This window comes from Kitasatospora sp. NPDC057223 (genome assembly GCF_042669755.1).
In the GTDB taxonomy this organism is placed as follows: domain Bacteria; phylum Actinomycetota; class Actinomycetes; order Streptomycetales; family Streptomycetaceae; genus Kitasatospora.
Map to the genome: position 1 here is coordinate 1 of NZ_JBHUWW010000091.1, position 25,510 is coordinate 25,510.

The following is a 25,510-nucleotide window of genomic DNA, read 5'->3' on the forward strand; positions in this document are numbered from 1 at the left end:
GCCCCGCAGGCGCCGCCGCCACCGTCCGCGCTGCCCGGGGGCCCGGGCGGGCGCCCGGCGCCCGCCCGCTCGGCCGGGCGGCGCCGGTTCCTGCTCGGTGCCTGGGCCGTCAGCCTGGCGGCGATCCTGCTGACCGGCTTCGTCGGCTACCTCTTCACCTTCTCGCACCTCCAGGAGCGGCACTTCCAGTCGACCTCCTACAAGTCCTTCCGGGACCAGCTCGCCAAGGCCGTGGCCCCCACCGGGGCGGCCGCCGACGGCGCGCCGGTCGCCCTGATCGACATCCCCGCGATCGGCCTGCACCAGGCCGTCGTGGTCGAGGGCACCACCGGCCGGGACCTGATGCGCGGCCCCGGCCACCGGCGGGACACGGCACTGCCCGGCCAGCAGGGCGTGAGCGTGCTGTTCGGGCGCGGGGCGAGCTTCGGCGCGCCGTTCGCCCGGCTGTCCGAGCTGCGGGTCGGCGACAAGATCGAGGCGACCACGGGGCAGGGGCGGTTCACCTACACCGTCAACGTGTACGGCGGCGCGGACCGGCCGATCACCGACCCGGCACAGAACCGCCTGGTGCTGGTCACCGGCGACTCCGGCTGGATCCCGGACGGCACCGTGCTGATCGGGGCCAGGCTCGACGGCGACGCCCAGCCGAACCCGGGCGGCCGGCCCGCCTACATCCCGTACGACAAGGCGCTGGCGGCCGACAAGGGCGCCCTCGCCGCACTCCAGCTCTGGACGCTCGCGCTGCTCGGCGTCGTCGTGGCGGCCACCGTCGCGGCCCGCTACTGGCGTCGCTCGGCCGCCTACCTGAGCCTGGCGCCGGTGCTCGGCGCGGTGCTCTGGAGCGTGTACGAGAACGCCGCCGCCCTGCTGCCCAACCTCTACTGACGCGCCCGCCCGGAGGACCGCACCGATGACCGACGCCCCGAACCTGACCGCCGAACTCCCCACGGCCCGCACCGCTCCGGCCGCCGGCCCCAACGAGACGACCCTCACCCTGCCGCCCGTACCGCCGGTGGACCACCGGCCCGCCGAGGGCCTGGCCGGGCTGGAGACCCGGGACGTCTCCGCCTGGTTCGGCTCCCACAAGGTGCTGGAGCGGGTCTCGCTCGGCATGCCGGCCGGCGAGGTGACGGCGCTGATCGGGCCGTCCGGCTGCGGCAAGTCGACGTACCTGCGGATCCTCAACCGGATGCACGAGATGGTCCGCAGTGCGTCGCTGGCCGGCCAGGTGCTGCTGGACGGCGACGACGTCTACCGGCACGGCCGCCGGCCCGCCGAGGTGCGGCGCCGGATCGGCATGGTGTTCCAGCGGCCCAACCCGTTCCCGGCGATGTCCATCCAGGACAACGTGGCGAGCGGGCTGAAGCTGGCCGGGATCAAGGTCTCGAAGGACGAGCGCGAGGAGCTGGTGGAGTCCAGCCTGCGCCGGGCCGGGCTCTGGGACGAGGTCTCCGGCCGGCTGCACACCCCCGGCGGCGCGCTCTCCGGCGGCCAGCAGCAACGCCTCTGCATCGCCCGCTCGCTGGCCGTCTCGCCGGACGTCCTGCTGATGGACGAGCCCTGCTCCGCGCTCGACCCGACCTCCACCCGGCGGGTCGAGGAGACGATCGCGGAGCTGCGCGGCCGGCTCACCATCGTGATCGTGACCCACAACATGCAGCAGGCGCAGCGCGTTTCGCAGTCCTGCGCGTTCTTCCTGGCCACCCACGACACCCCCGGCCGGATCATCGAGGCGGGCCCCACCGAGGAGGTCTTCGGCGACCCGCGCGACCAGCGCACCGCCGACTACGTCAACGGCCGCTTCGGTTAGGCCCCGGTGTGCGGTCGGCCGGACGGGTGCCCGGCCGACCGGGGTTGCTTTGCGTTCGTGACGCGACGGTTTCTGATCGTTTGGACCGTTACCCCCGTTGTGCGACTGTCGTTGGTCCGGGTGGATCAGTTCTCGGACGACCCGACGAAACACGCCGAGACCCGACGAGACCCGATGAGAGGGGCCGTACGATGCCCACGCCCGCCGCCGACGCCACCGTTGCCGTTCCGCCCGCGCGCGAGGCCCCGGCCGGGCCGGGTGCGTACGTGGGCAAGCACCCCGGTGAGCCGAACGTGATGGATCCGGCGCTGCTCGCCGACCCGGTCACCGGCTACGGCAGGCTGCGCGAGCAGGGCCCGATCGTCCGCGGCCGGATGCCGGACGACGCGCCGGTGTGGCTGGTCACCCGCTTCGACGACGTCCGCGAGCTGCTGCGGGACCAGAGGTTCGTCAACGCCCCCGCCGCCGTACCCGGCCACTCGGGCGAGGATCCGCGCGCTGCCGCGATGGAGCGGTCGGGCCTGCCCGCGGAGGTCCACCGCTACTTCCTCACCTCGCTGTTGGACACCGACCCGCCCGGCCACACCCGGCTGCGGGCTCTCGTCACGCGGGCGTTCTCCGCCCGCCGGGTGCAGGCCCTGCGCCCCCGGGTGGAGCGGATCACCACCGAGCTGATCGACGCCCTGCCGGGGCACGCCGTCGACGGGGTCGTCGACCTGATCGAGCACTTCGCGTACCCGCTGCCGATCACCGTCATCTGCGAACTCGTCGGCATCCCCGAGGCCGACCGGCAGTTGTGGCGCGACTGGAGCGCCGACCTGCTCAGTACGGAGGCCGACCGGCTGCGCGCATCGACGCCGCAACTGATCCGGCACATCAAGGACTTGGTCGCGCAGCGGCGGGCGGAGCCCGCCGACGACCTGCTCAGCGAACTCGTCGCACCGGGCGACGGCAGCGGCAGTGACGACGGCAGCAGCGTCGACGGCAGCGGTGACGGCATCAGTGACGGCATCAGTGACGACGAGGCCGTCACCATGGTCCTGATGCTCGTCCTGGCCGGTCACGAGACGACCGCGCACCTGATCGGCAACGGTACGGCCGCCCTGCTCTCGCACCCCGACCAGCTCGCCCTGGTGCGTCGCGACCCGGCCCTGTGGCCGTGCGCCGTCGAGGAGTTGATGCGCTGGTGCGGCCCCGTCCAGATGACCAGGCTGCGCTGTGCGACGGAGGACCTGACCTTCCGGGACACCCGGATCCGGCGCGGTGAGTTCGTCCGGCTCGTGCTGGTGGCGGCCAACTTCGATCCGCGCCGGCACGCCGATCCGGCACGGCTCGACCTGACCCGGGAGCCGGTCGGCCAGGGCGAGCAGCACGTCGGCTTCGGCCACGGCATCCACTACTGCCTCGGCGCGGCGCTCGCCCGCCAGGAGGCGCAGATCGCCCTCGCGGCCCTGCTGGGCCGCCATCCCGGCCTGGCCCTCGCCGGGGCCGTCGAGGAGCTGGAGCACGCCCCGGTGCCGGACGGCCGGCGGCTGACCGCCCTGCCCGTACGTCTGTAGGGCTCCTCCGGCCGGACGCCTGCAGCGCTCCTCCGGCCCCGCCCGTCTCAGGCGGACGCGGCGTCGGCGGCGAGCAGGCCCTCCAGGACGGTGGCGACGCCGTCCTGCTCGTTGCTCAGGGTGTGCAGGCTGACGGCCGCGAGCACCTCCGGGTGCGCGTTGGCCACCGCGTACGCCGTACCGGCCCAGGCCAGCATCTCCAGGTCGTTCGGCATGTCACCGAAGGCGACCACCTCGCTGCGGTCGATCCCGTGCTCCGTACACCAGCGCGCGAGCGTGCTGGCCTTGGTGACCCCGCGCGCGCTGATCTCCACCAGCGGGATCGGGCTGGAGCGGGTGATCTCGGCGAGGTGCGCGGCCACCGACCGGGCCTCGGAGAGGAACTTGTCCGGGTCGAGGTCCGGGTGCTTGGCGAGCAGCTTGAACAGGCCGCGTACGGCGCCGTCGGAGCCGAGCAGCTCCTCGGCGGGGCCGACGGGGTGGTTCTCGTCCGAACCCCACATCCGCACCTCGTACCCGGCCTCGCGGGCGAAGCCGCCCGGGAACTCGAAGGCGAACGCCGTGCCCGGCAGCTTGGCCCGCAGCGTGGTGATCACCGCGAGGGCGTCGTCCACGCTCAGCGGGAAGGTCTCCAGCAGCTCGCCGCGCCGGACGTCGACGATCGCGCCGCCGTTCGAGCAGATCGCCACTCCGTGGCCGCCCACGTGCGGGCTGACCTGCTGCATCCAGCGGGGCGGGCGCCCGGTGACGAAGACCACCTGGACGCCGGCGGCGTCGGCGGCCGCCAGTGCGGCGGCCGTACGCACGGAGACGGTGCCGCCGGAGCACAGCAGGGTGCCGTCCAGGTCGGTCGCGATCAGGCGGGTACGGGGCTTCGGGTGGCCCGGGGTGGTGGTCACCGGTCCATCTTCGCTCACCGGCCCCGGGAGGGCACTGATCCGGGCAGGATCTGCCGGTTTCCGTCCCGGCCCGGCGCGTCCCGGAAGAGATCGAAAGGCCGGCCACTCCTGAGGGTGAACTCACCTCGGGGGGCGGGTGATCGGCCCGCGATATGCGCTACCGTCCGTATCAGTACGACTACTCAAAGTTTGACCCCGGCGGTGCTGACACACCCCGGGGTCCGACATCAGGAGAAGAGAGCTCCCAAATGCAGATTCATCGTATCGCGCACAAGCGTGACTACACGGTGCTGTCGAACAAGACGCTGCAGGACCCGACGCTGAGTTTCAACGCGTTGGGCATTCTGGTGCGCATGCTGTCGCGCCGGGACGGACGGGTCGTCAACGTCCGTACGCTGGCTGCCGAGGGCCCCACCGGGCGGGACGCCGTCGCGTCCGGGCTGCGGGAGCTGAAGGCCCGTGGCTACTACTTCGTGGAGACCGCGCCGGACCCCGACACCGGCCGCGTCCTGTCCACCACGGACCTCTACGAGCGCCCCCGCGCCGACATGCCCGCCCCCGACACCATCCTCGCTCCCGCCCCCGTCCGGGAGGCCGTCCTCCCAGCCCAGCGGCGTTCTCCGGCGGCCGGGAATCCGGAACCCGGGAAGACGGGAACCACCCCTACGGGGGCTATTACTACGGGAGCAGTACCCAACCCCCCGGAGGCCGCGCCCACAGCCGCCGTGCGCACGAAGCGGACCCCGGCCGCACCGCCACCCCCGCCCGGCCCGGCCGCCGCCGCCGTCCTGCACCACCTCGCCGCCACCGACCACCGCCTCATCCTCGGCGCCAGGGACCGCGCCACCATCGCGCCCCTCATCGACGATTGGCTCGCCAACGGCGCCACCGAGGGCCAGATCATCAGCGCCGCCACCCTCGGCCTGCCCGCCGACCTCCGCTGCCCCGCAGGCCTGCTCACCCACCGCCTCCAGACCAAACTCCCACCCCCGCCCCACACCCTCCCCGCACCGCCCCGCCCCCTCGCCGACCACCCCGAATGCCGCACCTGCGACCGACCCCTCACCACCCCCGAACCCACCCCCGACGGCCTCTGCGGCGACTGCCGCCACATCCGCGACAACCCCCTCCTCCCGCCCGACCACTGGATCTTCACCGAACCACTCCCCGAAGAGACCGCCCCGGCCGGGGATTCGTGCGCGTAACATCCGCCAGTCCGCCCGGCATCTGTATGGGAGAGTGCTCCCAGCGCCGGTCGCCCGGCGCGGCACTCTCCCGTACGCAGCGTGGGGTCGCTGCGCCGGTCGGTGAAAGGTGCACATGTGTCGGCTCAGTGGGGCGGGGGCCCGTCCGGTGACGGCAGGCGGCGACGCGGCACCGGGACGGGCACCGCGCCACCACCGGGCGTCCCCGAGCCCCGCAGCGGGGGCCCCGGCCGCGCCGGAGCCCGCCGCGGCCGCAAGCCGGAGCGCAACGTCAAGAAGATCGCCGTCTGGACGGCGGCCGGTGCCCTGGTGCTGACCGTCGCCGCCGGCGGCGCGGCCTACTTACTGATCAACAGCAGCATCAACGCCTTCGACCCGGGCGGCATCGCCACCGACCGCCCGCCGGAGGCACCCGCCGACGCCGACGGCAACCGGCCCGTGAACGTCCTGCTCATCGGCTCCGACAGCCGGGGCGGCAGCAACAGCGACCTCGGCGGCGGCGAGGACGGCGGTGCCCGCTCGGACACCACGATCCTGCTGCACGTCTACGCCGACCACAAGCACGCCATCGGCCTCTCGATCCCCCGGGACACCCTGGTGACGATCGCCAAGTGCAGGCTGCCGAACGGGAAGTGGACCAAGGAGCGGCCCGCGACGAAGTTCAACGAGGCCTTCTCGGTCGGCGGCACCGACCAAGGGAACCCGGCCTGCACCCAGAACACCGTCGAACTGCTGACGGGCATCCGCGTCGACCACACCATCCAGGTCGACTTCCAGGGTTTCTCCGCCATCACCAAGGCCGTCAACGGAGTCGACGTCTGCCTGCCCGAGGCCGTCTACGAGGGCGACATCAACCCCAAGCTCGGCCGCAAGGGCAAGCAGATCCTCCCGGCGGGCAAGCAGCGGGTCAACGGCCAGCAGGCCCTCGACTACGTACGACTGCGGCACGGCATCGGCGACGGCTCCGACATCGGCCGGATGAAGCGCCAGCAGGCGTTCATGAGTTCACTCGTCTCCGAGGTCAAGAAGAACGGCCTCAACCCCGACAACCTGCTCCCGCTCGCCAACGCCGCCACCGGTTCGATGACCGTCGACCCCGGCCTCGACAGCGCCGCCAAGCTGCTCTCGTTCGCCCTGTCGATGAAGAACATCGACCTGCACGACCTCAAGTTCCTGACCCCCAGCTGGCACTACCAGCAGCGGGGCAAGGACCAGGACCTGCTCCTCACCCACCCCGCCGTCGACAACCTGTGGGCCACCATCAAGGCCGACCGCACCATCGACGGCCAGGACGCCACCGGCCAACAACCCGACACCGCGGCCGAGACGGCTCCCCCGTCGCCCTCCGCTGCACCGGCCCCCAGCGCCGACAACAGCGCCGTCAAGGTCGCCGTCTACAACGGCACCACCGTCCCCGGCACGGCCGGGAGGGCCTCCGCGACGCTTCAGGCCGCCGGCTTCACCGTCAGCAGAACGGCGAGCGCCGCGTCCGCCACCCACGCCACCACCGTGGTCGAGTACGGCGCCGGGCAGAAGGCGGACGCGGAGCGGGTCGCCGCCCTCTTCCCCGGCGCCACCACGGCCCCCGGCAAGTCGGCGGGCATCAGCCTCACCCTCGGCAAGGACTACGCCGCCCCCGCCACTGCCGCCACCGGTGCCACCGGCGCCCCCGACACCACCACGGCGGCACCGCCCCCGCTGCCCACCAGCGTGACCGACGACGCCCGCTCCGCCGACGACGACATCTGCTCCAACACCAGTTACGGAAGCGGCGGTTGACCGTCCTCTCGGCGGCGCCCCGGCCGGACGGGCGAGGCCGTCCGGCCGGGGCACCGCGCCCGTGTCAGTCGGTGACCCGTACGTCCACGGCGGCGGTGTGCAGCGTCCCGGCGGTCTGGAACTGCAGGTAGAGCCGCCAGTCACCGGCAGCCGGCAGCTCGGCGTGGAAGGACAGCGTCGGACCGCCGGTGCCGGCCCCGTCCTTCGCCGCCGCCTCCGGGTGGAGGTGGGCGAAGGCCTGGTCCCCGGCGTGGAACGCGGTCAGGTGGGCGTAGGACTCCAAGTACGGCTGAAGATCGCTGACCGGCCTGCCGTCCTTGCTCACCGTCGCCCTCAACTCGCCTGCGGTGCCAGCGTTCGGGACGCCCTCGACGGTGACGGTGTACCCGTCGACGGTCGTCGTGGGCGCGACCGTGGCGGTGGCGGTGGCGGTGGCGGTGGCGGTGGCGGCTGCGGCGTCGCCGGGCACGGTCACGGTGCGGCTGAGCACGAGGGGGGTGCCCCGGCCGGGCCCGCTGTCCGGTGTGAACGAGGCGTACACCCGCCAGCCGCCCGGGGCCAGCGCCGCGAGCGGCGCCGTCCAGGTGCCGTCGGCGGCCAACTCCGGGTGCAGGTGCTGGAATCCGGTGAGGTCGGCGCGGATCGCGTAGAAGTGCAGCAGCTTCGTCTGCTCCAGGGCGAACGCCGTCACGGGCTTTCCGTCCGGGCCGCTCACCGTGAACCGGAAGTCCGTGGCGGTGCCCGCCGGCAGGGTGCCGGCCGCCGCGTCGAGCCGGTAGCCGCCCTCTTCGGAGGCCAGGCCGCCGGCCGTCCCGGGGTTGCTGCGGTCACTGTGGTTCTCGTGGCTGCTGTTGCCGCCGTGGTTGTCGGGGTTGTCGTGGTTGTCATGGGCCTCGGCGGCGCCCGAGTTGTGCGACATGCCGGGCATGCCGCCCGCCGGGGAGCCGCAGGCGGTGAGGGCGACCACCAGGGCGGCTGCGGTGGCGAGGAGGGCCGAGGTACGGGTACGGGTGTGCGTACGGGTACGCGGGTGAACGGACATCGCGGTGGCGTCTTTCGAGTGGGCGCGGCCAGGGGCGGCGGCGCGCGGGTGGGCAGGGCGCTGCCACCGGACTCCTCGGGGAGTCCGGTGCGGCCCGCTCACGTCCGCGCGACGCACACCCGGAGAAGGAGCCGTCGCCCGGCGGCGGGCGGCCCCCGGGGGCCGACCACGTGCCGCCCGCAACCCCTGGCCAGGGCGGTCGGCAGGACGGGCAGGATTCCGGCGACCGTCGGGCCGGGAGCGGGCAGGGCCACGCCGTCCCGGCTCTTGGTCGCCACACAGAGGGTGGCGTCGCCGTGGGCCCGCAGCGCTCCGGTGGCCGGGTGCGCCGCGTGGCCGGGGGCTGCGCCCGTGACATGGGCGGCGGTCGTCCGTGCCGGGTCGTGGCAGCCACGAGCGGCGCCGGGCGTCCCGTGCATCAGGAACAGGCCCGCCAACACGGCACACAGGACGAGCAGTCGGGCTGCCGCCCGGCCGCCTGCCGTACCGCTGCCCCCTGCTGCCATCCGGTCCGTCCTCGGTGGGTCCGCCGCGCCCGACGATACCCCCTCTCCGTATGTCGCAGCGGCAGGGCGGCCCCCGGGCGTGCCCCGAAGGGTGGCTTGTGACCGATTCGCCCCGAGCTGAGGCATCACCTGGAAGGATCTGGGCAGGAATCACTTCGGCAACCCCGTCCGCAGGAAGTCCGATGCCAGCACCTCGCTACCGCAACGACGAGCGTGAACCGACCGGCACTGCCCTGCCGCCCTGCGAGAGCTGCGGCAGGCAGCTCACCCGGTGGACCGCCGCCCTCGGCATCGCCAGCTGCACCTCCTGCGCACCGGCCCTCACCCGGCGCCCCGACCGCGAGCCGGTCTCCCTCGGCGAGGCCCTGGCCGGAGCGTTCGACGAAGCCGCCCGTACCCACCGCGGCGCACCCGCCACCACTCTCGTACCGGCCCAGCGCACCACCGGCTCCGCCGCCCTCGGCACCGGCAGCAGCCGGGACACCACCTGCCGCCACTGCGGCGCACCGTCCCTCTGGCACCCCACCGTGCACGGCAGGTGGGTCCTCATCGAGCCCGGCGACTGGCCCACCGGATCCGTCCCGACCGGCCGACGCTGGCGCATCGCCGGCGACGGCACCGCCGTCAACCTGCGCGCCGCCAACCCCACCGACACCTGCCGGATCAGCCACTTCGACACCTGCCCCAGCAGCCCCGCCCCCCACGACTCCCCCACCCTGCTCAGCCTCTGGAACCGCCACGCCCGCCGCCCGGCGTAGCCGCCCCGGACAGGGGACCTTGCACTCCGGCCCGGGCGCGGACCGCCCTCTCAGGAACTCGAATCCTCGTACGCCGTTCGCCCACAGGGTGCCGCTCATGCTGCGTCTGCCGGAGCGGCGTCTGCACGATGAGCGGCGTGGTGCGCGCGGACGCGTTCGGCCTTGGCCGCCACCTCGGCCGGCTCGACCGGCCCGTGCTCGGCTTCCGCGGCCGCGATGTACTCGTCGATGGCTTCGCGCCGGAGCTGTCGCTGTACGGCCTCCTCGATGTAGGAGGAGACGCCCTGCTTGCCGGCGCGCGCGGATCGCCTCCAGGGTCTCGGTGAGGGTCGAAGTCCGGGGCCGGCTCCGCCCGGCGGCGCGGGCGGCGCGGGGGCCGCCGTTCAGGAGGAGAGGCGGTTCAGTGCTGCGGTGGCGATGCCTTCGACGTCGGCCGGGGCGTCGGTGGGCCGGCCGGTGAGCTCGACGATGGCGACCCTGGTGCCGCTGCGCAGGACCGCGACCCCGCCGCCGGCGACGCCGTCGCCGCTGTAGACCGGGTACCAGCGGGCGGTGCCCCCGGTGACGGTCAGGGTGTGGGCGGCGCCGTAGTACCAGTGGCCGGCGGGCTCGTCCTGGCAGTCCTGGACGAGTGCGACGAGCTGCTTCTCCCAGGTGGCGGCCTCGGCCCCGGTGGGGGCGCTCGCGGCCGACTCGATCAGCAGGCCGTCGGTGTCCAAGGTCCAGTTCACGGACGCGTACGCGGTGGCCCTGCCCTTGGTCAGGTCGCGCATCGTCTCCTCGCCGGAGCACGCGGACAGGCCCTCCCGTCCGGCCAGCGCAATGGTCGCGCCGACCGGGTTCAGGCCCCGCCGGAAGTCCTCGCTCTGGACGAGGTCGGCGGAGCCGAGTCCGGGCGCGCCGGCCGCGACCGCCGTCGGGCGGGCGGCGGTGACCGGGTCGGCGGCGGCCGCGGTGCGGTGCGCGGCGTCCTGCGCGGCCCCGTCGGCGGTGGCCGACTGGGTGCCGACGACGCTGACCGCGATCAGTGCGGCGGCGAAGCAGGCCGCGGCGGCGACCCGGTTGCGGCGAACGGACTTCTGCTGGACGGCCTGGTTCTCGGTCATCTGGTCCCCCTGCTGGTCGGGACGCCTGCTGCGTCCTCGTACAACCGGGGAGATGCCGCGGGTGGAGGGAAAGTTGGAGCCCTGACCGGCTGTTTCACAGCTGTGACAGAGCGGTCCTGATGACGCGGTCCATCGCGGCCGTCCCCAGGCAGGCCCCGACCTCCAGCACCCCGTAGTGGTTGCCGCTGCGCAGCACGGCGATGCCGCCGCAGGGCTCCTTGCCCTCGGGCGCTGTACCGGTGGTGTTGAGGGACCCCTGGTACATGCCCAGCCAGTTCGCGGTGACGTCCGGGGCGAGCCGCAGCGTCGTGGTCCGTCCGTAGACCCAGTGCCCTGGTGGTTCCTCCTGGCAGGGCACCTCCTCCAGCAGCAGGCGCTCGGCGAGGTTCTGCGCCAGGGAAGGGCTCGGGGCCTCGGCCGCGACCTCGCGGGCGACCTGCTGCGCCCGGTCTGCGGCCGGCGTGGGGTCGCCCGGGTCGGTGCGGGGGCCGGTCAGCAGTTCGCGGAAGTGGGTATCGGGCCCGCCCAGGGTCTGGGTGAGGCTCTCCTCGCCGGAGCAGGACGAGTTGTAGACCCCGTCGCCGTACCGGTCGGTGACGTGGATCGGCCCGATGCCGACGTCCGGGCCGAACGCCGAGGGTGCCAGAAGGTTCGCGGTCGTCATCGGCCCGGTCGCGCCGGTCGCATCGGTCGCGCCGGTCGGCGAGGCGGAGCCGGAGGCCGAGGTCGAGGTCGAGGACGTGGGCGAGGCCGGGGACGTGGGCGTCGGACCGGACACGCCGGGCGTCGCGAGAGCGGACGCGCCCGGGGATGCCCCGCCGACCGCGGCGTCCGACCGCGCCGCCGGGTGCGCGGTGGCGCCGGGGGGCGGCGGCAGGACGAATCGGCCGGCCACCAGCCCGAGCGCGGCGGCCGCTACCAGGGCTGCGACGGCGGACCGGAGCCGGACGACGGCGCGGCCGCCGCCCGCCGCGGGGCCGCCGTTCACAGACCGGTGACCAGGCGCTCGCGCATGAAGCGGCGGGCCTGGTGGATACGGTCCTTGACCGTGCCCAACGGGGCGTCCAGCTCCTCGGCCACCTGGACGTAGGTCAGGTCGCCCAGGTCGCGCAGCACGAAGGACTCCACCAGGGCGGGGTGCTGCTGCTCCAGCGCGGCCAGCGCCTCCATCAGGTCGAGCCGGGTCCCGGCGATGACGCTGGTGGTGCGCGGGTCGACGGACTCGGGGAGGTCGGCGTGGCTGTCCTCGGCGCGCCGGCGCATCGAGCGGTAGGTGGACCGGGCGGCGTTCGAGGCGATCACCGTCACCCAGCCCAGGAAGGAGCCGTGGCCGCCGTACTCACCGAGGTGCGTGCTGATGGACAGCAGCGCGTCCTGCGCGGCCTCCTCCGCATCGGCGTGGTGGGGCAGGAAGCGCGAGCAGCGACGCAGCACCACCGGCCGCAGCTTGGCCAGCAGGTACTCCATCGACCCCGGGTCCCCCGCCTGAGCCGCTGTCACGAGCCGCTCCAGCTCACCTTCCTCGAACACCCGGATCCCCCGTTTCGTCCCGCCTGGCATCCCATTCGCCGAACGGGAGTTCCGTACTCCCCCCGACTCCGGCAAGATGCTGCCACATGCACAAGCTCGGCCGTTACCTCCTCCTGGAGCGGCTCGGAGCCGGCTCCTTCGCGACGGTCTGGAAGGCCTACGACCCGGAGCTCGACACCGAGGTCGCGGTCAAGGTGCTGGCCGAGAACTGGGCCGCCAACGCCGACGTGCGCGAGCGGTTCCTGACGGAGGCGAGGCTGCTGCGCCGGATCGCCAGCCCGCGGGTGGTCCGGGTGCACGACGTCGGGGTGCAGGAGGACCGGCCCTACTTCGTCATGGACTACGTACGCGGCGGCACCCTGGCGGACCGGGTCGGGCGGTGCGACCCGCAGGAGGCGCTGCGGCTGGCCGCGGAGGCGGGCTACGCGGTCCAGGTCCTGCACGAGGCGGGCGTGGTGCACCGCGACGTCAAACCGTCCAACCTCCTGCTCGCCGGCGGCCCGGCGCCCGCCGCGGTGCTGGTCGCGGATCTGGGCAGCGTGAAGCACCTGGCCGACGCATCCGGGCTGACGGTGACCACGGGCACGCCCGCGTACATGGCACCGGAACAGGCCTTCCAGACCGGCGGGATCGACGGGAGAGCCGACGTTTACGCGTTGGCCGTCGTGGCCTACGAGCTGCTGACCGGGCAGAAGCCGTTCGGCTCGGGCGGGCGCGCCACCGCCCTGATGACCGACCAGCGGACCGCCTCGACGCTGCCGGTGCTCCCGGCCGGAGCGGAGCTCCCACCGAACGTCGCCCTGCTGCTGCGGACCGCGATGTCCGTCGAGCCGGCCGACCGCCCGCCGACGGCCCAGGCCTTCGCGGACGCACTGCTGGCTCCGGTGCCGCCGTCCCAGCCCTGTGGGCCTGTCCGGGACGGCCCCGGGTGGCTGACCCCGCGCGCGGTCTGTCTGGCGTCGGGCACGGTGTTCACGGCGACGACCCTGCTGAGCTGGCTGCAGCGTTGAGTCCGACCGGGAGCCGGTCCGCACCGGCGGTCGTGTCCTGGAGCGGAATCCGGCCGCAGAACCGTGAAGGACCCCGGTTCACTTCGTCACCGGACGGGCGGACCGAAGCGCGGTTCACAGAACGTGTTCGATCCGCCAGGTGAACAGATCCGGCAGCAACCGGGCGAGTGGCTCCGTTCCCGAGGAGGCGGACGGGACTCCCGTAGGGTCGTTCCCATGCGATTGAGCACGGTGATCCTCCCCATCCACCGGTGGAGCGAGGGGCAGAAGATCTGGCGGCGGGCCGAGGACCTCGGCTTTCATGCGGCCTACACCTACGACCACCTGTCCTGGCGGTCCTTCCGGGAGGAGCCCTGGTTCGGGGCGGTTCCGACGCTGACCGCCGCTGCGACGGCGACCGAGCGGATCCGGCTGGGGACGCTCGTCACGTCGCCGAACTTCCGGCATCCGGTGACGCTGGCCAAGGATCTGCTGACGGTGGACGACGTCTCCGGCGGGCGGCTCACGGTGGGGATCGGGGCCGGCGGGGACGGGTTCGACGCGACGGTGCTGGGGCAGGAGGCCTGGACGCCGAAGGAGCGGGCGGACCGGCTGGGTGAGTTCCTGCCGCTGCTGGACAGGCTGCTGACCGAGGACGCCACCACCGAGGAGGGCCGGTACTACTCGGCCGTCGAGGCGCGGAACATCCCCGGGTGCGTGCAGCGGCCCCGCGTGCCGTTCTACGTCGCCGCCACCGGCCCGCGCGGGCTGCGGCTGGCCGCCGAGTACGGGCAGGGCTGGGTCACGTACGGGGACGCGCGGGGGCCGGCCGACGTGCCGGTCGAGCAGGCGCCCGCCGTGATCGAGGCGCAGTTGGCGAAGCTGGCGGCCGCCTGCGAGGCGCAGGGCCGGGACGTGGCGACGCTGGAGAAGGTGCTGCTGCAGGGTTCCACGGCGGAGCGGCCGCTCGCCTCGCTGGACGCCTTCGTCGACTGGGCGGGCCGCTACCGGGAGCTGGGTATCACCGAGGTGGTCATCCACTGGCCGGTGCCGGACTCCATCTTCGAGAACGACCTCACCGTCTTCGAACGGATCGCCACCGAAGGCCTCGCACAGCTGGGCTGACGCTGCGGGCGAGGGCGCTCCCGGCCCTGGGCGGGTACGGGGAGGACGAACGGCCGGGGCGCTCTCGTTGCGGTTCGATCACGGCGTGTCCGATTGATTGAGCATTTGTGTGATGTGTGTGGGTTAACTCGCTTGGCGGGGGGAAGCGTCGGCTCTCATAATTCCTGCTGACACGCGTGGCGGTCGGTCTGGAGGGGCCTCGGGGGTGGCCTGTTGAGGGCGCGCACGCGGCCCTTTCACACATTCATGGGGGAATCCCTTGCCCGCGCCCGAAAATGCGCCGTCCGCCGATCCGGTCGATGTGACGTCCGCTCCCGAGGCCGGGAACGACGTCGTTCCCGACCCCGATCCCGTTCCCGACGCCGCGTCCGTCACAGCGTCAGAGCCTGCTTCGGAGACCGAGACCGAGACAGAGACCGGGACCGGGACCGGGACGACCCCGGCGGCCCGACGGCCGCGGCCGGTCGGCGTGGTGCTGGCCACGCTCGCGGTGCTCGCCGTGACCGCTGCCAGCGCCGCTGTGACCGTCAACGTCGGCAAGCCGGAGGCCGGCCCGGTCACCGTCGGGTCCGTCCAGGCACCGGCTGCCGCGCCGCGCGCGACCGCCTCGCCGTCGCCGCTCCTGACGCTGGCTCCGGCGCCCGCCCCGGCGCCCCGGCCGGCCACCACGCTGCACGGGAGCGTCGCCGGGGACACCCACGGCGGCGATCTGCGGTACTTCTTCGTGCCGGTCCCGGAGAACGCGGAGTCCTTCGGTTCGGCCGACGGATACCAGCTGAGCGACCCGGAACTCGTGGTCGCGTACGGGCAGAAGGACATTATTTCCGTTCTCGACTCCTACGGCTTCAAGGAATCGGTCGAGCGGACGTACCGTACGGCCGACGGCAAGGCCGACGTCCTCGTCCGGCTGACGCGCTTCTCCTCCGCCTCGAACACGACGGAGTTCATCGGCAGCGGCGGTTACACCAAGGCCGACGAGAGTTTCGACATCGGCGGCGTCGCGGGGGGCCGGGGCTTCCTGTTCAAGCCCAAGCAGAAGGCTTTCACCGGCGAGATGATCGGCGTCGCCGGTAAGGGCGACGTGCAGATCGAGGTCGAGATCGACGTGAAGGGCGACCTCGACAAGGCCCTGCTCACGGACGTGATGAAGCGCCAGGTCGACCGCCTGTCCTCCGGCGGCTGAGCCCCGCTCCCCTTCCCTCCCACTTTCTGGAGCAACTCCGTGAGCACCGAGCCCGAGGGGCAGACGCCGGCCGACGCGTCTCCCGTCCCCCTCGTCAAAGCACCGCCCGCACCGCCCGCACCGCCTGCCGCACCGCTGTCCGCACCGCCCGCCGCGCCTCCGGCCGAGGTGAGCCCTTGGGCCGCCCCGGGATCGGCCGCGGCCGGCTCCGCCCCTTCCGCAATGCCGGAACCGGGGTCGGGGTCGGCTCCGGAGCCGGCGCCGGTCGAGCCGCCGGCAGCCGGAGTGCCCGGGGCCGGCGTCCCGGTGACCGACCTGCTGGCGGCCGGCGAGCCGCCCGCCGGGGCACCCGTCCGCCGGCGCCGCAGGCCCCGGCCCGTCCTGCTGCTGTCGTCCGCGCTCGTGCTCGGCACGCTGCTGGGCGGTGGCGTCGGGTACGGCATCCAGGCGCAGCGCCCGCCGACGCCGCTGCCGCCGCTCCAGGTGGCGCTGCCCCGCTACCCGGCCGACATCGCCGACCCGAAGGCCGTCGCCGATGCCGCGCCCAAGCCGCTGGGCATCGACGGTGACCTCACCAAGCTGGTGATCGCCCGGCCGGAGGGGACGGAGGCCTGGGGCGACAACCCGGACACTCCGAGCTGGCTCACCATCGGTGATCTGGCGGACCGTTCGGGCGCGTCGAAGACCACGTTCACCAGCCTCAACCAGCAGGGTTTCCGCCGGGCGGCGGGCGTCGACTGGGAGAAGGGCGGCACCAAGTACCGGGTGACGCTGACCCAGTTCGGCCCGGACGAGGCGAGCGGGGCGATCACCAACGTGAAGGACTCCCTCGCGACCGAGCCGTTCGCGGACGGGGTGAACGGTGTCTACAAGGTGGCGACCCAGTCCACCACCTGGGCGGACAGCACCGACAAGTACTACTACGCGTACGCCCTCGCGCGGCGCGGCACCGTGGTGATGAGGGTCGAGATCTTCGCACCGCAGAAGGCCGACGCCACCGAACTCAAGGATCTCGCCAAGAAGCAGTGGGAGCGGCTGGCATGAGCGACACCACCGTGGGCCCCGTCCCGTCCGACGAGGCCGCCGCCCCGCCGTCCGAGCCGGCACCGCCCACCCCCGTAGTTGAGACCGAAGCCGAAGGCGGGATCGAAGGCGGGACCGAAGCCGAGGCCGGCCCGGCGGAGCTGCCCGCACGCCCGGGCGGCCCGCGCCGTCCGGGCAGGCGCCTGCTGCGGGCCGCCGGGGTGACCGTGGCCGCCGCGCTGGTGGGCGTGGTGATCGGTGTCGGCATCGTCGAGCTCGGGTACCACGGCTCCACCCCGAAGACCGAGGCTGCGGCCGCGGGGCCTGCCGCCGCGCCGACGCCGACGGCTGCGCCGACCGCTCCGGCGTTCGGCGCGAAGTCGAACGGGAACCACTTCGGTTCGCTCCGCGACCTGCTGATCCCCGTTCCGGCCGGCTTCGTGCTCGGCCCGGACTACGACAACTACGGCAACGACGCCGAGCTGACCGCCGAACAGCTCACCGCCGAGATCGACGAGGGCCTCAAGGACCTTCCGGCGGACAAGCGCGCCAAGATGCGGGAGTTCTGGACCGGACTGCACGTGAAGGGCACCGGGGTCCGGACCTTCAAGACGTCCGCGAGCGACCTGGTGGTGAGCATCAAGCTGCGCCAGTTCAACCAGGACGAGGTGCAGAAGGAGAACGAGTACACCGCGTTCTTCGGCGGCGACAGCGGCATCTTCCGCAACGGCCCCGAGATCCCGGGCCACCCGGAGGCGCACTGCTACCTGATGCCGGTCGAGCCCGGAGCGCCGATCGACTACCTGGAGTGCTCGGCGGCCGAGGGCGACCTGCTCGTCATCATGGACGTCGAGGGTGTGGCCCTGCTGCCCAAGGACAAGATCGTCAGCCTCTTCACCGCGCAGCTCGACCGGCTCGCCCGTCCTGGAGCGTCAGCATGACCGACAGCATCACCGCGGCCGACAACACCGCACCTGACAACACCGCACCTGACAACACCGTGCCCGACAACACCGTGCCTGCCACCCCCGCCCCGCCTGTCGCCCCTGCCCCTGTTCCTGTCCCCGCTCCGGCTGCGGTCTCCGCCATCACGGTGGACGTCTGGGCCCCGCCGGGCGCGGTCTACGGGCCGGGCTGGCCGGTGGAGGCGGCGGAGACGCCGGAGGAGCGCCGGGTGCGCGTGCGGCGCCGCCGGATGGCCGCGGTGCGCTGGGGCGCAGCCGTCCTGGTCCTCGGACTGGTGGGTGTGGAGGCGGCGGTCGCCGTCACCACGATGGACCGCACCGACCTGCCGGGCCTGGCCACGCCGGCCGACGGCCGGTACAGCTTCCCCACGCTGGTGCTGCCGCCACTGCCGTCCGGCAAGCCGGCTCCCAGTGCGGACGGCAGGTCGGCCCGCCACCACGCCGATCTGCGCAGCCTGCTGCTCCCGGCGCCGAAGGAGGCCGTCGCACCGGCGGCCACGGCTGGTGCCTCCACGGCTGGTGCCGCCACTGCTGCTGCCTCTGCGACGGCGGCCACTGCCACGGCCACCGCGAGCGGTACCGCCACCGCCACCGCCACCGCCGTCCCCGTGGCCGGGCCGACGCCCGGGGAGTGGGTCGCCTGTGACGCGCTCGCCGACGACCAGCGCGACCCGGTGGCAGTGAAGGCCGTACTGGCTGAGAACGCCTGCCGTGCCGCCGCCGTCCGCGAGTGGACCGCCAAGGACGGTACGAGGACGCAGATCAGGCTGCTGCACTTCGGCTCGGCCGACGAGGCGTCCGCGGTGTCCCGGTTCATCTGGACGGCGGGCGCGCCGAAGCTGGAGGGTCTGCAGACCGATCCGGCCAAGGACTTCGACACCGTCGTCGGGGTGGCGTCGATGGTCCGGAGCAACGGCGGCGGCAAGCCCGGCGCCCCGGCCACCGCCCGGGTCGGCTACCTGGTGGCCGGCGACGTGGTCGCCGTGATCGAGATGACCAACCCGCAGGACGTTCCGGCGCCGGCGTTCCGGCAGGTCGTCACGCTCCAGTCGGACCTGCTCGCCTGATCCCGGTGTGCGGGGCCCCGGCTCGCCTTCCCCTAGGGGACGGTGAGCCGGGGTCATCCCGAAGGTGCAGGTGAGGCTCGTCAATCCAGGGCATATCCCGCGCGGGCCGCGACCACTACCTTGAGCGTGTGTCCACTGTCATCAAGACGGACGGCCTCACCAAGAGGTTCCCCCGGGTCACCGCCCTCGATCAGCTCACCGTAGAGGTGCAGCCCGGGGTGGTAGGCCTGGTCGGGGCGAACGGCGCGGGCAAGTCCACACTCATCAAGATCCTGCTCGGCCTGGCTCCGGCCACCTCGGGCACCGGACAGGTCCTCGGCCTGGACATTGCCACCGAGGGGTCGGCGATCCGCGAGCGGGTCGGCTACATGCCCGAGCACGACTGCCTCCCACCGGACGTCTCCGCGACCGAGTTCGTGGTGCACATGGCGCGGATGTCCGGCCTGCCGGCCGCCGCCGCCCGTGAGCGGACGGCCGACACGCTGCGCCACGTCGGCCTGTACGAGGAGCGGTACCGCCCGATGGGCGGCTACTCCACGGGCATGAAGCAGCGGGTCAAGCTCGCCCAGGCGCTCGTCCACGACCCTCAGCTGGTGCTGCTGGACGAGCCGACGAACGGCCTCGACCCGGTCGGCCGGGACGACATGCTGGCGCTGATCCGCCGGGTGCACTCCGACTTCGGCATCTCCGTCCTGGTCACCACCCACCTGCTGGGCGAGCTGGAGCGGACGTGCGACCACCTGGTGGTCATCGACGGCGGGCGGCTGCTGCGCTCCTCCTCCACCGCCTCCTTCACCGAGGCCACCCAGCTGCTGGCCGTCGAGGTGACGGACCATCCGGACGACGCCTCGCTCGACGCCGGCGGCGCCGTGCGCGAGCGGCTCTCCGCCGCCGGGCTGACGGTCACCGCGGACGGCACCCGGCTGCTGCTGGTCCGGATCGAGAACGACGACACGTACGACACCATCCGTGACACGGTGGCGGGGCTCGGCCTCGGCCTGGTCCGGCTGGAGCAGCGCCGCCACCGGGTCGCCGAGATCTTCACCGGGGCCGGCGCGGACGTCCACGAGGCGGACGCACACGAGGCGGACGCACACGAGGGAGGTACCGCAGATGTCGCTGCCTCCTGAGACCAGGAAGTCCGACTCCGGCGTCATCCACGACATCGGCTACCGCGGCTACAGCGGCCCGCGGCTGGGCCGCGGGTACGCCACCCGCTCGCTCTTCGTCCAGGGCCTGCGCGCCGCGTACGGGCTGGGGCGTTCGGGCAAGTCCAAGGTGCTGCCGATGATCGTGCTGGCGGTGCTCACGGTGCCCGCCGTGGTGATCGTCGCGATCTCCGTGATCCAGGGCTCCACCGAGCTGCCGCTGGACTACCCCGGCTACCTCAGCGCCTTCGGGCTGCTCGTCGAGCTGTTCGTGGCCGCCCAGGCGCCGGTGCTGATGTCCCGCGACCTGCGCCACAGCACCGTCCCGCTGTACTTCTCCCGGCCGCTCACCCGGGGCGACTACGTCCGCGCCAAGTTCGGCGCGATGACGGCCGCGATGCTGCTGCTGATGGTCACCCCGCTGGTGGTGCTCTACCTCGGCGCGGTGCTCGGCGGGATGTCGTTCGGCCACAACACCGCGCACTTCCTGTACGGGGTGGTGGCGGCGGCGCTGTACGCGCTGGTCTTCTCGGCGATCGGTCTGCTGATCGCCGCGAGCACGCCGCGCCGCGGCTTCGGGGTGGCGGCGATCATGGGGTTCCTGGTGGTCAGCCTGGCCGTCGCCGCGATCATCTTCGGCATCGCCGGCGGGCTGCAGAGCCCGACGCCCGACTCGGCGAACTGGGCGGCCCTGATCTCGCCCGGCTGGCTGGTCGAGGGCCTGGTCAACCAGGTGTTCGGGCTGGGCAGTGACGAGGGGCTGCACGCGCCCGGAGCGCTCGGCGCCACCGTCTTCGCGGCCGAGGCGGCCGCCATCGTCGCCGGCTCGTACTGGCTGCTCCGGCGCCGCTACCGCGGCATCTGACCGACCGAGTATCTGAGAGGGCGCCATGACCACCATCACCATCGACAAGGTCTCCCGCTGGTTCGGCAACGTGGTCGCCGTCAACGACGTCAGCATGACGATCGGCCCCGGCGTCACCGGCCTGCTCGGCCCCAACGGCGCGGGCAAGTCGACCCTCATCCACATGATGAGCGGCTTCCTCGCGCCGTCCTCCGGCTCGGTCACCCTGGACGGCGCGAAGATCTGGCGCAACCAGCAGGTGTACCGGCAGATCGGGCTCGTCCCGGAGCGGGAGTCGATGTACGACTTCATGACCGGCTGGGAGTTCGTCCTCGCCAACGCCGAGCTGCACGGCCTGCCCGACCCGGGCGCTGCCGCCCGGCGCGCGCTGGGCCTGGTGGAGATGGAGTACGCGCAGGAGCGCAGGACCGGCACGTACTCCAAGGGCATGAAGCAGCGCGTCAAGATGGCCTCCGCGCTCGTCCACGACCCGGCCGTGCTGCTGCTCGACGAGCCGTTCAACGGCATGGACCCGCGCCAGCGCCTCCAGCTGATGGAGCTGCTGCGCCGGTTCGGCGCCGACGGCCGTACGGTGCTGTTCTCCTCGCACATCCTGGAGGAGGTCGAGCAGCTGGCCCGGCACATCGAGGTCGTGGTGGCCGGCCGGCACGCCGCCTCCGGCGACTTCCGCCGGATCCGCCGGCTGATGACCGACCGCCCGCACCGCTACCTGGTGCGCTCCAGTGACGACCGCCGGCTCGCCGCCGCACTGATCGCCGACTCCTCGACGGCCGGCATCGAGCTCGACTGGCACGAGAAGGCGCTGCGCATCCAGGCGGTCAACTTCCAGGGGTTCACCACCCTGCTGCCGAAGGTCGCCCGGGAGGCCGGCATCCGGCTGTACACCGTCTCCCCGGCGGACGAGTCGCTGGAGAGCGTCTTCTCCTACCTCGTCTCGTCCTGACCGACTCCTGACCGCTGACCGTTGACCGCTGACTCCTGACCCCCGGCTCCCGGCTCACGACCGCTGCCCCTGACTCCTGACTCCTGGAAGCCGGGCCCCGCCCGAACGACCCGGCACCGGCCCGGTCACCGAAAGAAGGCCGATCACCGTGAACACGACCGTCGCCAGGCTGACCGTACGCGGCCTGCTGGGCCGCCGCCGCGGCGTCCTGCTGCTGGTCGTCCCCGCACTGCTGCTGCTGATCTCGGTGATCTCCACCGGCTCCAGCGGGGACAAGCACGACCTGACCGTCAAGATCCTCGGGCAGCTGTCCCTCGGCACCCTGGTGCCGATCCTCGGCCTGGTCGTCGGCACCGGCGCCATCGCCACCGAGATCGACGACGGCTCGATCGTCTACCTGCTCGCGAAGCCGCTGCCCCGCTGGAAGATCGTCACCACCAAGCTGGCGGTCGCCATCGGCACCACCTGGGTGATCGCCGGCATCCCGACCTTCGTGGCCGGGCTGATCCTGTACGGGACGAAGGACAACCTGGCGCTCGCCTACACCGTCGGCACCCTCGTCGCCGGGGCCGTGTACAGCGCGCTGTTCCTGCTGCTCGGCGTCGTCACCCGGCACGCGGTGGTGGCGGGCCTGGCGTACGCGCTGGTCTGGGAGAGCCTGATCGGCAACTTCGTCGAGGGTGCCCGGACGCTGAGCGTGCAGCAGTGGGGGCTGTCGGTCGCCAGGACGGTGGCCGCGGACGGGGCGATCGACGCGGACGTGGCGCTCGCCGCCGCCGTCCCGCTGCTCGTGGTGGTGACTGTCGCCGCCACCGTGCTGGCCTCGGTGAAGCTCGCCGGGTTCACACTGGCCGCCGACGAGTAGCCGCCGACGAGCAGCCGACGGCGAGCAGCCGACGACGGGCGGCGGGCCCGCTCACAGCGTGCGGTTGTGCCCCGCACCCCAGCCGGCCACGGCGGCGACGGCCGCCAGGACCAGCAGCAGGACCAGCGGCGTCGTCCAGCTGCCGGTCGCCTGGTGCAGCGCGCCGGCACCGACCGGGCCGGCCGCCGCCACCAGGTAGCCGACCGCCTGGGTCATCCCGCCGAGCTGCGCGGCGCCCGCCGCACTGCCGGTGCGCAGCACGATGAACGCGAGCGCCAGGCCCAGCGAGCCGCCCTGGGCGATCCCCAGGATGGTGGCCGACACCCAGGCACCGGGCACCGGGGAGATCAGCAGGATGGCGATCCCCAGCGCGTTCAGCCCGGCCATCGACAGGGCCAGGCCGCGCTGGCGGGTCATCCGGCCGGCCGCGAGCGGGACGAGGAACGCCCCGGCGACCTGTACCAGGTTGCTGAACGCGAAGACCAGGCCGGCCTCGCCGCGGTCCATCCCGTGGTCGGCCAGGATGGTCGGCAGCCAGGCGACCAGGGTGTAGACCAGCAGCGAGGAGATGCCCATGAACAGGCTGATCCGCCACGCCAGCGGTGAGCGCCAGATGCCGTCGACCGGCCGGCCGACCGCCGGGGCGGCGGCCACGGCGGCCTTCTCCTGACGCGAGCGCAGGACCTGCGGCAGCCAGGCCACCGCGGCGACCAGGGCCAGCACCGACCAGGCGCCGAGCGAGGCCTGCCAGCCGCCGCCGAGCGCCTTCTCCAGCGGCACGGACACCCCGGCGGCGAGCGTCGCGCCGACCAGCATGGTGGTGGAGTAGACGCCGGTCATCGTCGCGGCCCGCGCCGGGAACTCCCGCTTGACCAGGCCCGGCATGGAGACGTTCAGGACGGCGATCGCCACGCCGATCACCATGCAGCCCGCGTACAGCGCGGCCACCGAGGGCAGCACCCGCAGCAGCACGCCGGAGCCCAGCACCAGCACCGCGCCGAGTACCACCCGCTCGGTGCCGAAGCGCCGGGTCAGCCGGGGCGTGAGCGGGGCGCCGAGGCCCTGGAAGAGCACCGGGACGGTGGTGATCAGGCCGCTCGCGGTCGAGGACAGGCCGAAGGTGGTCTGGATCTCGCCGACCATCGGGGAGATCGCGGCCAGGCAGGCCCGCATGTTGAGGGCGACCAGCAGGATGCCGGTGAGCAGCAGCGCGGGGTGCGCGAGCCGGCTGGGGAGGGGACGTACGGAGGTGACCACCGGCTGCTGGGCACGGGTGACTGCCATGGGACGGGTTCTTTCTGGAGCGCGGGTCTGAGGGGCTGGGGTGGGGCCGCCGGGGGCCCGCGGGTCACTTCCGCGCGGCGATGGCGGCGAGGAGCTGCTCGACGCCGGAGATCGGGCCGGCGAGCAGGTCGCGGCAGGCCGTCTCGGCGCGGTCCGGGTCGCCGCTCTCGATGGCGTCCACCAGTGCCTCGTGGGTGGCGACGACGACCTCGGGCATCTCGTGGTCGCCGAAGGCCGTCCGCATCGCCTCCCGCACCGAGGCGCCGAAGTAGCGGTACACCTCGGTCAGGGCCGGGTTGTTGGCGGCCTCGACGACGGCGGTGTGGAACTCCAGGTCGTGTTCGACGGTCGCCTCGCGGCCGGCCCGCTCGGGGTGGGAGGCGATCACCTCGGCCTCGCGGGCCAGCACGGCCCGCATCCGGACGATGTCGGCGGGGGTGTGCCGCAGGGCGGCGAGCCGGGCGGCCTCGGTCTCCAGGGCGGCGCGCACCTCCAGGACGTCCCGGACGCCGGAGCGCTGCACGCCGCGCAGGACGGAGGCCGGGTCGCTGCTGCTGCGCACGAAGGTGCCCTCGCCCTGCCGGGAGACCAGCATGCCGGCGTGCACCAGCACCCGGATCGCCTCCCGGACGGTGTTGCGCCCGACCTGCAGCTGCTCCGCCAGCTCGTGTTCGGTGGGGATGCGGGCGCCGACCGGCCAGCTGCCGTCGGTGAGGTGGTCGCGGAGCTGCTCGATGGCGGCGTCGACGAGGGAGCGCTTGCCGGCGGCCCGGAGACTGTCGTTGGCGCTGGTCACGGCGGTTCCCCCGGTGGTTCGCGGATGCGGGCAGGGCAGCCCGACAGTTGTCCTACAACTGCTTGTCCGGTCATCCTACAACTAGATCCGCGAGGGCCCGGGGGAACCGCCCGGCGCCCGGTGGCGTTCCACCGATCGGCCCACCAGCACCCATCCCGTACCACCAAGGAGAGCACGCCCATGGTGTTCAAGAAGCTCCTCGGCGCCCTCGGCGTCGGCGGCCCCACCGTCGACACCGTCCTGACCACGCCGGTGGTGCAGCCCGGCGGGGTGCTCCACGGGCAGGTCAACCTGACCGGCGGAACCGTCGAGACCGACATCTCCGGTATCACCGTCACCCTGGTCGCCCGGGTGGAGATCGAGCACGAGGACGGCGAGAGCAGCAGCGTCCGCCCGTTCGCCCGCTTCTCCGTCACGCCGCCGCTGCACCTCGCGCCCGGCGAGCAGCGCAGCATCCCGTTCGCCTTCCCGGTGCCGTACGAGACGCCGGTGACCACCATCGCCGGGCAGCGGCTGACCGGCATGGCGCTCGGCGTGCGCACCGAGGTGGAGATCAGCGGCGCCCTGGACAAGGGCGACTCCGACCCGCTGGACGTCGAGCCGCTGCCCGTCCAGCGCCGCCTGCTCGACGCCTTCCTCGCCCTCGGGTTCCGGTTCCGCTCCGCCGACCTGGAGGCCGGCCACATCCGCGGCACCGGGCAGAGCCTGCCGTTCTACCAGGAGATCGAGTTCTCCGCGGCCCCGCAGTACGCGCACGCGTGCAACTCCGTCGAGGTGACCTTCCTGGCCACCGAGCACCGGGTCGAGGTGATCCTGGAGGCCGACAAGCGCGGCGGCATCTTCGGCCACGGCGGTGGCGATGTGATCAACCATCACACCGTGGAGCACTCGGCGGCCGACCAGGACCTCACCGGGCTCGTCGACAGCTGGGTCCGCCAGGCGCTCTGATCCCCGGCGCTCCGAACTCTGGCGCTCCGACCTTCGGCGTTCCGAACCCCGGCGCTCCGAACCCCGGCGCCGCCACGAGGATGCCCGCCGACCCCGAGGGGGCGGCGGGCATCAT

The 25,510-nt window shown here is 73.2% G+C and carries 27 protein-coding genes; 18 read left to right on the plus strand and 9 right to left on the minus strand.

The annotated features are described in order from the left end of the window. The 3 genes from ACFUK0_RS27195 to ACFUK0_RS27205 all read left to right on the plus strand — a co-directional run. On the plus strand, positions 1 to 885 hold an 885-nt coding region (locus ACFUK0_RS27195; protein ID WP_380254702.1), incomplete at its 5' end, for a sortase. Between the two features lie 25 nt (positions 886 to 910). After that, positions 911 to 1,810 carry a phosphate ABC transporter ATP-binding protein gene (locus ACFUK0_RS27200; protein ID WP_380254704.1) on the plus strand — a complete coding sequence of 300 codons (900 nt, stop codon included), beginning with the start codon at positions 911 to 913 and terminating at the stop codon, positions 1,808 to 1,810. Between the two features lie 191 nt (positions 1,811 to 2,001). Next, entirely contained in the window at positions 2,002 to 3,369 is a 1,368-nt protein-coding gene (locus tag ACFUK0_RS27205; RefSeq protein WP_380254706.1) for a cytochrome P450, read from the plus strand. Between the two features lie 47 nt (positions 3,370 to 3,416). Here ACFUK0_RS27205 and ACFUK0_RS27210 read toward each other — a convergent pair whose 3' ends face one another. Then, complete coding sequence (locus ACFUK0_RS27210; RefSeq protein ID WP_380254708.1) at positions 3,417 to 4,268, minus strand: HAD family hydrolase; 852 nt, start codon at positions 4,266 to 4,268, stop codon at positions 3,417 to 3,419. Positions 4,269 to 4,516: 248 nt separating this feature from the next. Here ACFUK0_RS27210 and ACFUK0_RS27215 point away from each other — a divergent pair, with 248 nt between their 5' ends. Together ACFUK0_RS27215 and ACFUK0_RS27220 are read left to right on the plus strand one after the other, a co-directional pair. Then, on the plus strand, positions 4,517 to 5,473 hold the full coding sequence (locus tag ACFUK0_RS27215) for a hypothetical protein (RefSeq protein WP_380254710.1): 957 nt from the start codon (positions 4,517 to 4,519) through the stop codon (positions 5,471 to 5,473). A gap of 117 nt (positions 5,474 to 5,590) precedes the next feature. After that, positions 5,591 to 7,252: an LCP family protein gene (locus tag ACFUK0_RS27220; RefSeq protein ID WP_380254712.1), complete on the plus strand. Its 1,662-nt coding sequence runs from the start codon at positions 5,591 to 5,593 to the stop codon at positions 7,250 to 7,252. A 64-nt stretch (positions 7,253 to 7,316) separates the two neighbouring features. On the opposite strand, the gene ACFUK0_RS27225 is transcribed toward ACFUK0_RS27220, so the two are convergent. Together ACFUK0_RS27225 and ACFUK0_RS27230 are read right to left on the minus strand one after the other, a co-directional pair. After that, positions 7,317 to 8,294, minus strand: coding sequence for a hypothetical protein (locus ACFUK0_RS27225; RefSeq protein ID WP_380254714.1), 978 nt, complete (start codon positions 8,292 to 8,294; stop codon positions 7,317 to 7,319). A gap of 98 nt (positions 8,295 to 8,392) precedes the next feature. Further along, entirely contained in the window at positions 8,393 to 8,800 is a 408-nt protein-coding gene (locus ACFUK0_RS27230) for a hypothetical protein (RefSeq protein ID WP_380254716.1), read from the minus strand. 182 nt (positions 8,801 to 8,982) lie between these two features. Between ACFUK0_RS27230 and ACFUK0_RS27235 the strand changes: the two genes are divergently transcribed. Together ACFUK0_RS27235 and ACFUK0_RS27240 are read left to right on the plus strand one after the other, a co-directional pair. Further along, positions 8,983 to 9,558, plus strand: coding sequence for a DUF6083 domain-containing protein (locus ACFUK0_RS27235; RefSeq protein WP_380254718.1), 576 nt, complete (start codon positions 8,983 to 8,985; stop codon positions 9,556 to 9,558). 137 nt (positions 9,559 to 9,695) lie between these two features. Beyond that, complete coding sequence (locus ACFUK0_RS27240) at positions 9,696 to 9,884, plus strand: hypothetical protein (protein ID WP_380254720.1); 189 nt, start codon at positions 9,696 to 9,698, stop codon at positions 9,882 to 9,884. Positions 9,885 to 9,941: 57 nt separating this feature from the next. On the opposite strand, the gene ACFUK0_RS27245 is transcribed toward ACFUK0_RS27240, so the two are convergent. The 3 genes from ACFUK0_RS27245 to ACFUK0_RS27255 all read right to left on the minus strand — a co-directional run bounded on the left by ACFUK0_RS27245 (position 9,942) and on the right by ACFUK0_RS27255 (position 12,164). Continuing rightward, the gene (locus ACFUK0_RS27245; protein ID WP_380254722.1) at positions 9,942 to 10,664 is read right to left on the minus strand and encodes a hypothetical protein; all 723 of its coding nucleotides are present in this window, start codon (positions 10,662 to 10,664) and stop codon (positions 9,942 to 9,944) included. A gap of 94 nt (positions 10,665 to 10,758) precedes the next feature. Then, complete coding sequence (locus ACFUK0_RS27250; protein ID WP_380254724.1) at positions 10,759 to 11,652, minus strand: hypothetical protein; 894 nt, start codon at positions 11,650 to 11,652, stop codon at positions 10,759 to 10,761. Beyond that, positions 11,649 to 12,164, minus strand: a complete 516-nt coding sequence (locus tag ACFUK0_RS27255; RefSeq protein WP_380254726.1) for an RNA polymerase sigma factor — start codon at positions 12,162 to 12,164, stop codon at positions 11,649 to 11,651. The genes ACFUK0_RS27250 and ACFUK0_RS27255 overlap by 4 nt, the downstream gene beginning before the upstream one ends. 116 nt (positions 12,165 to 12,280) lie before the next feature. Between ACFUK0_RS27255 and ACFUK0_RS27260 the strand changes: the two genes are divergently transcribed. The 5 genes from ACFUK0_RS27260 to ACFUK0_RS27280 all read left to right on the plus strand — a co-directional run bounded on the left by ACFUK0_RS27260 (position 12,281) and on the right by ACFUK0_RS27280 (position 17,455). Next, a complete protein-coding gene (locus ACFUK0_RS27260) occupies positions 12,281 to 13,204 on the plus strand; it encodes a serine/threonine-protein kinase (RefSeq protein ID WP_380254728.1) in 924 nt (307 codons plus the stop codon). Between the two features lie 216 nt (positions 13,205 to 13,420). Further along, entirely contained in the window at positions 13,421 to 14,308 is an 888-nt protein-coding gene (locus ACFUK0_RS27265; RefSeq protein ID WP_380254730.1) for an LLM class flavin-dependent oxidoreductase, read from the plus strand. A gap of 499 nt (positions 14,309 to 14,807) precedes the next feature. Further along, complete coding sequence (locus ACFUK0_RS27270; RefSeq protein ID WP_380254732.1) at positions 14,808 to 15,491, plus strand: hypothetical protein; 684 nt, start codon at positions 14,808 to 14,810, stop codon at positions 15,489 to 15,491. A gap of 306 nt (positions 15,492 to 15,797) precedes the next feature. After that, entirely contained in the window at positions 15,798 to 16,535 is a 738-nt protein-coding gene (locus ACFUK0_RS27275) for a hypothetical protein (protein ID WP_380254734.1), read from the plus strand. Then, on the plus strand, positions 16,532 to 17,455 hold the full coding sequence (locus ACFUK0_RS27280) for a hypothetical protein (RefSeq protein WP_380254736.1): 924 nt from the start codon (positions 16,532 to 16,534) through the stop codon (positions 17,453 to 17,455). The genes ACFUK0_RS27275 and ACFUK0_RS27280 overlap by 4 nt, the downstream gene beginning before the upstream one ends. Here the strand turns inward: ACFUK0_RS27280 and ACFUK0_RS27285 are convergent. Beyond that, positions 17,409 to 17,603: a pentapeptide repeat-containing protein gene (locus ACFUK0_RS27285; RefSeq protein ID WP_380254768.1), complete on the minus strand. Its 195-nt coding sequence runs from the start codon at positions 17,601 to 17,603 to the stop codon at positions 17,409 to 17,411. The two genes, ACFUK0_RS27280 and ACFUK0_RS27285, sit on opposite strands and share 47 nt — an antisense overlap. A gap of 4 nt (positions 17,604 to 17,607) precedes the next feature. On the opposite strand from ACFUK0_RS27285, the gene ACFUK0_RS27290 reads away from it, so the two are divergent. The 5 genes from ACFUK0_RS27290 (at position 17,608) to ACFUK0_RS27310 (ending at position 22,367) form a co-directional block, all read left to right on the plus strand. Next, positions 17,608 to 18,546 (plus strand): hypothetical protein, encoded by a 939-nt coding sequence (locus tag ACFUK0_RS27290; protein WP_380254738.1) that lies wholly within the window; start codon positions 17,608 to 17,610, stop codon positions 18,544 to 18,546. 128 nt (positions 18,547 to 18,674) lie between these two features. Continuing rightward, positions 18,675 to 19,676, plus strand: coding sequence for an ABC transporter ATP-binding protein (locus ACFUK0_RS27295; RefSeq protein WP_380254740.1), 1,002 nt, complete (start codon positions 18,675 to 18,677; stop codon positions 19,674 to 19,676). After that, a complete protein-coding gene (locus ACFUK0_RS27300) occupies positions 19,660 to 20,559 on the plus strand; it encodes an ABC transporter permease (RefSeq protein WP_380254742.1) in 900 nt (299 codons plus the stop codon). Before ACFUK0_RS27295 ends, ACFUK0_RS27300 begins: the two co-directional genes overlap by 17 nt. A 25-nt stretch (positions 20,560 to 20,584) precedes the next feature. Beyond that, the gene (locus tag ACFUK0_RS27305; protein WP_380254744.1) at positions 20,585 to 21,502 is read left to right on the plus strand and encodes an ABC transporter ATP-binding protein; all 918 of its coding nucleotides are present in this window, start codon (positions 20,585 to 20,587) and stop codon (positions 21,500 to 21,502) included. Between the two features lie 148 nt (positions 21,503 to 21,650). After that, positions 21,651 to 22,367 carry an ABC transporter permease gene (locus ACFUK0_RS27310; protein ID WP_380254746.1) on the plus strand — a complete coding sequence of 239 codons (717 nt, stop codon included), beginning with the start codon at positions 21,651 to 21,653 and terminating at the stop codon, positions 22,365 to 22,367. Positions 22,368 to 22,418: 51 nt separating this feature from the next. Here the strand turns inward: ACFUK0_RS27310 and ACFUK0_RS27315 are convergent, their stop codons facing one another. Then, positions 22,419 to 23,651, minus strand: coding sequence for a CynX/NimT family MFS transporter (locus ACFUK0_RS27315; RefSeq protein WP_380254748.1), 1,233 nt, complete (start codon positions 23,649 to 23,651; stop codon positions 22,419 to 22,421). A 64-nt stretch (positions 23,652 to 23,715) separates the two neighbouring features. After that, positions 23,716 to 24,447, minus strand: a complete 732-nt coding sequence (locus ACFUK0_RS27320) for a FadR/GntR family transcriptional regulator (RefSeq protein ID WP_380254750.1) — start codon at positions 24,445 to 24,447, stop codon at positions 23,716 to 23,718. Positions 24,448 to 24,627: 180 nt separating this feature from the next. Between ACFUK0_RS27320 and ACFUK0_RS27325 the strand changes: the two genes are divergently transcribed. Next, positions 24,628 to 25,395 (plus strand): sporulation protein, encoded by a 768-nt coding sequence (locus ACFUK0_RS27325; protein WP_380254752.1) that lies wholly within the window; start codon positions 24,628 to 24,630, stop codon positions 25,393 to 25,395. Positions 25,396 to 25,510 lie beyond the last annotated feature (115 nt).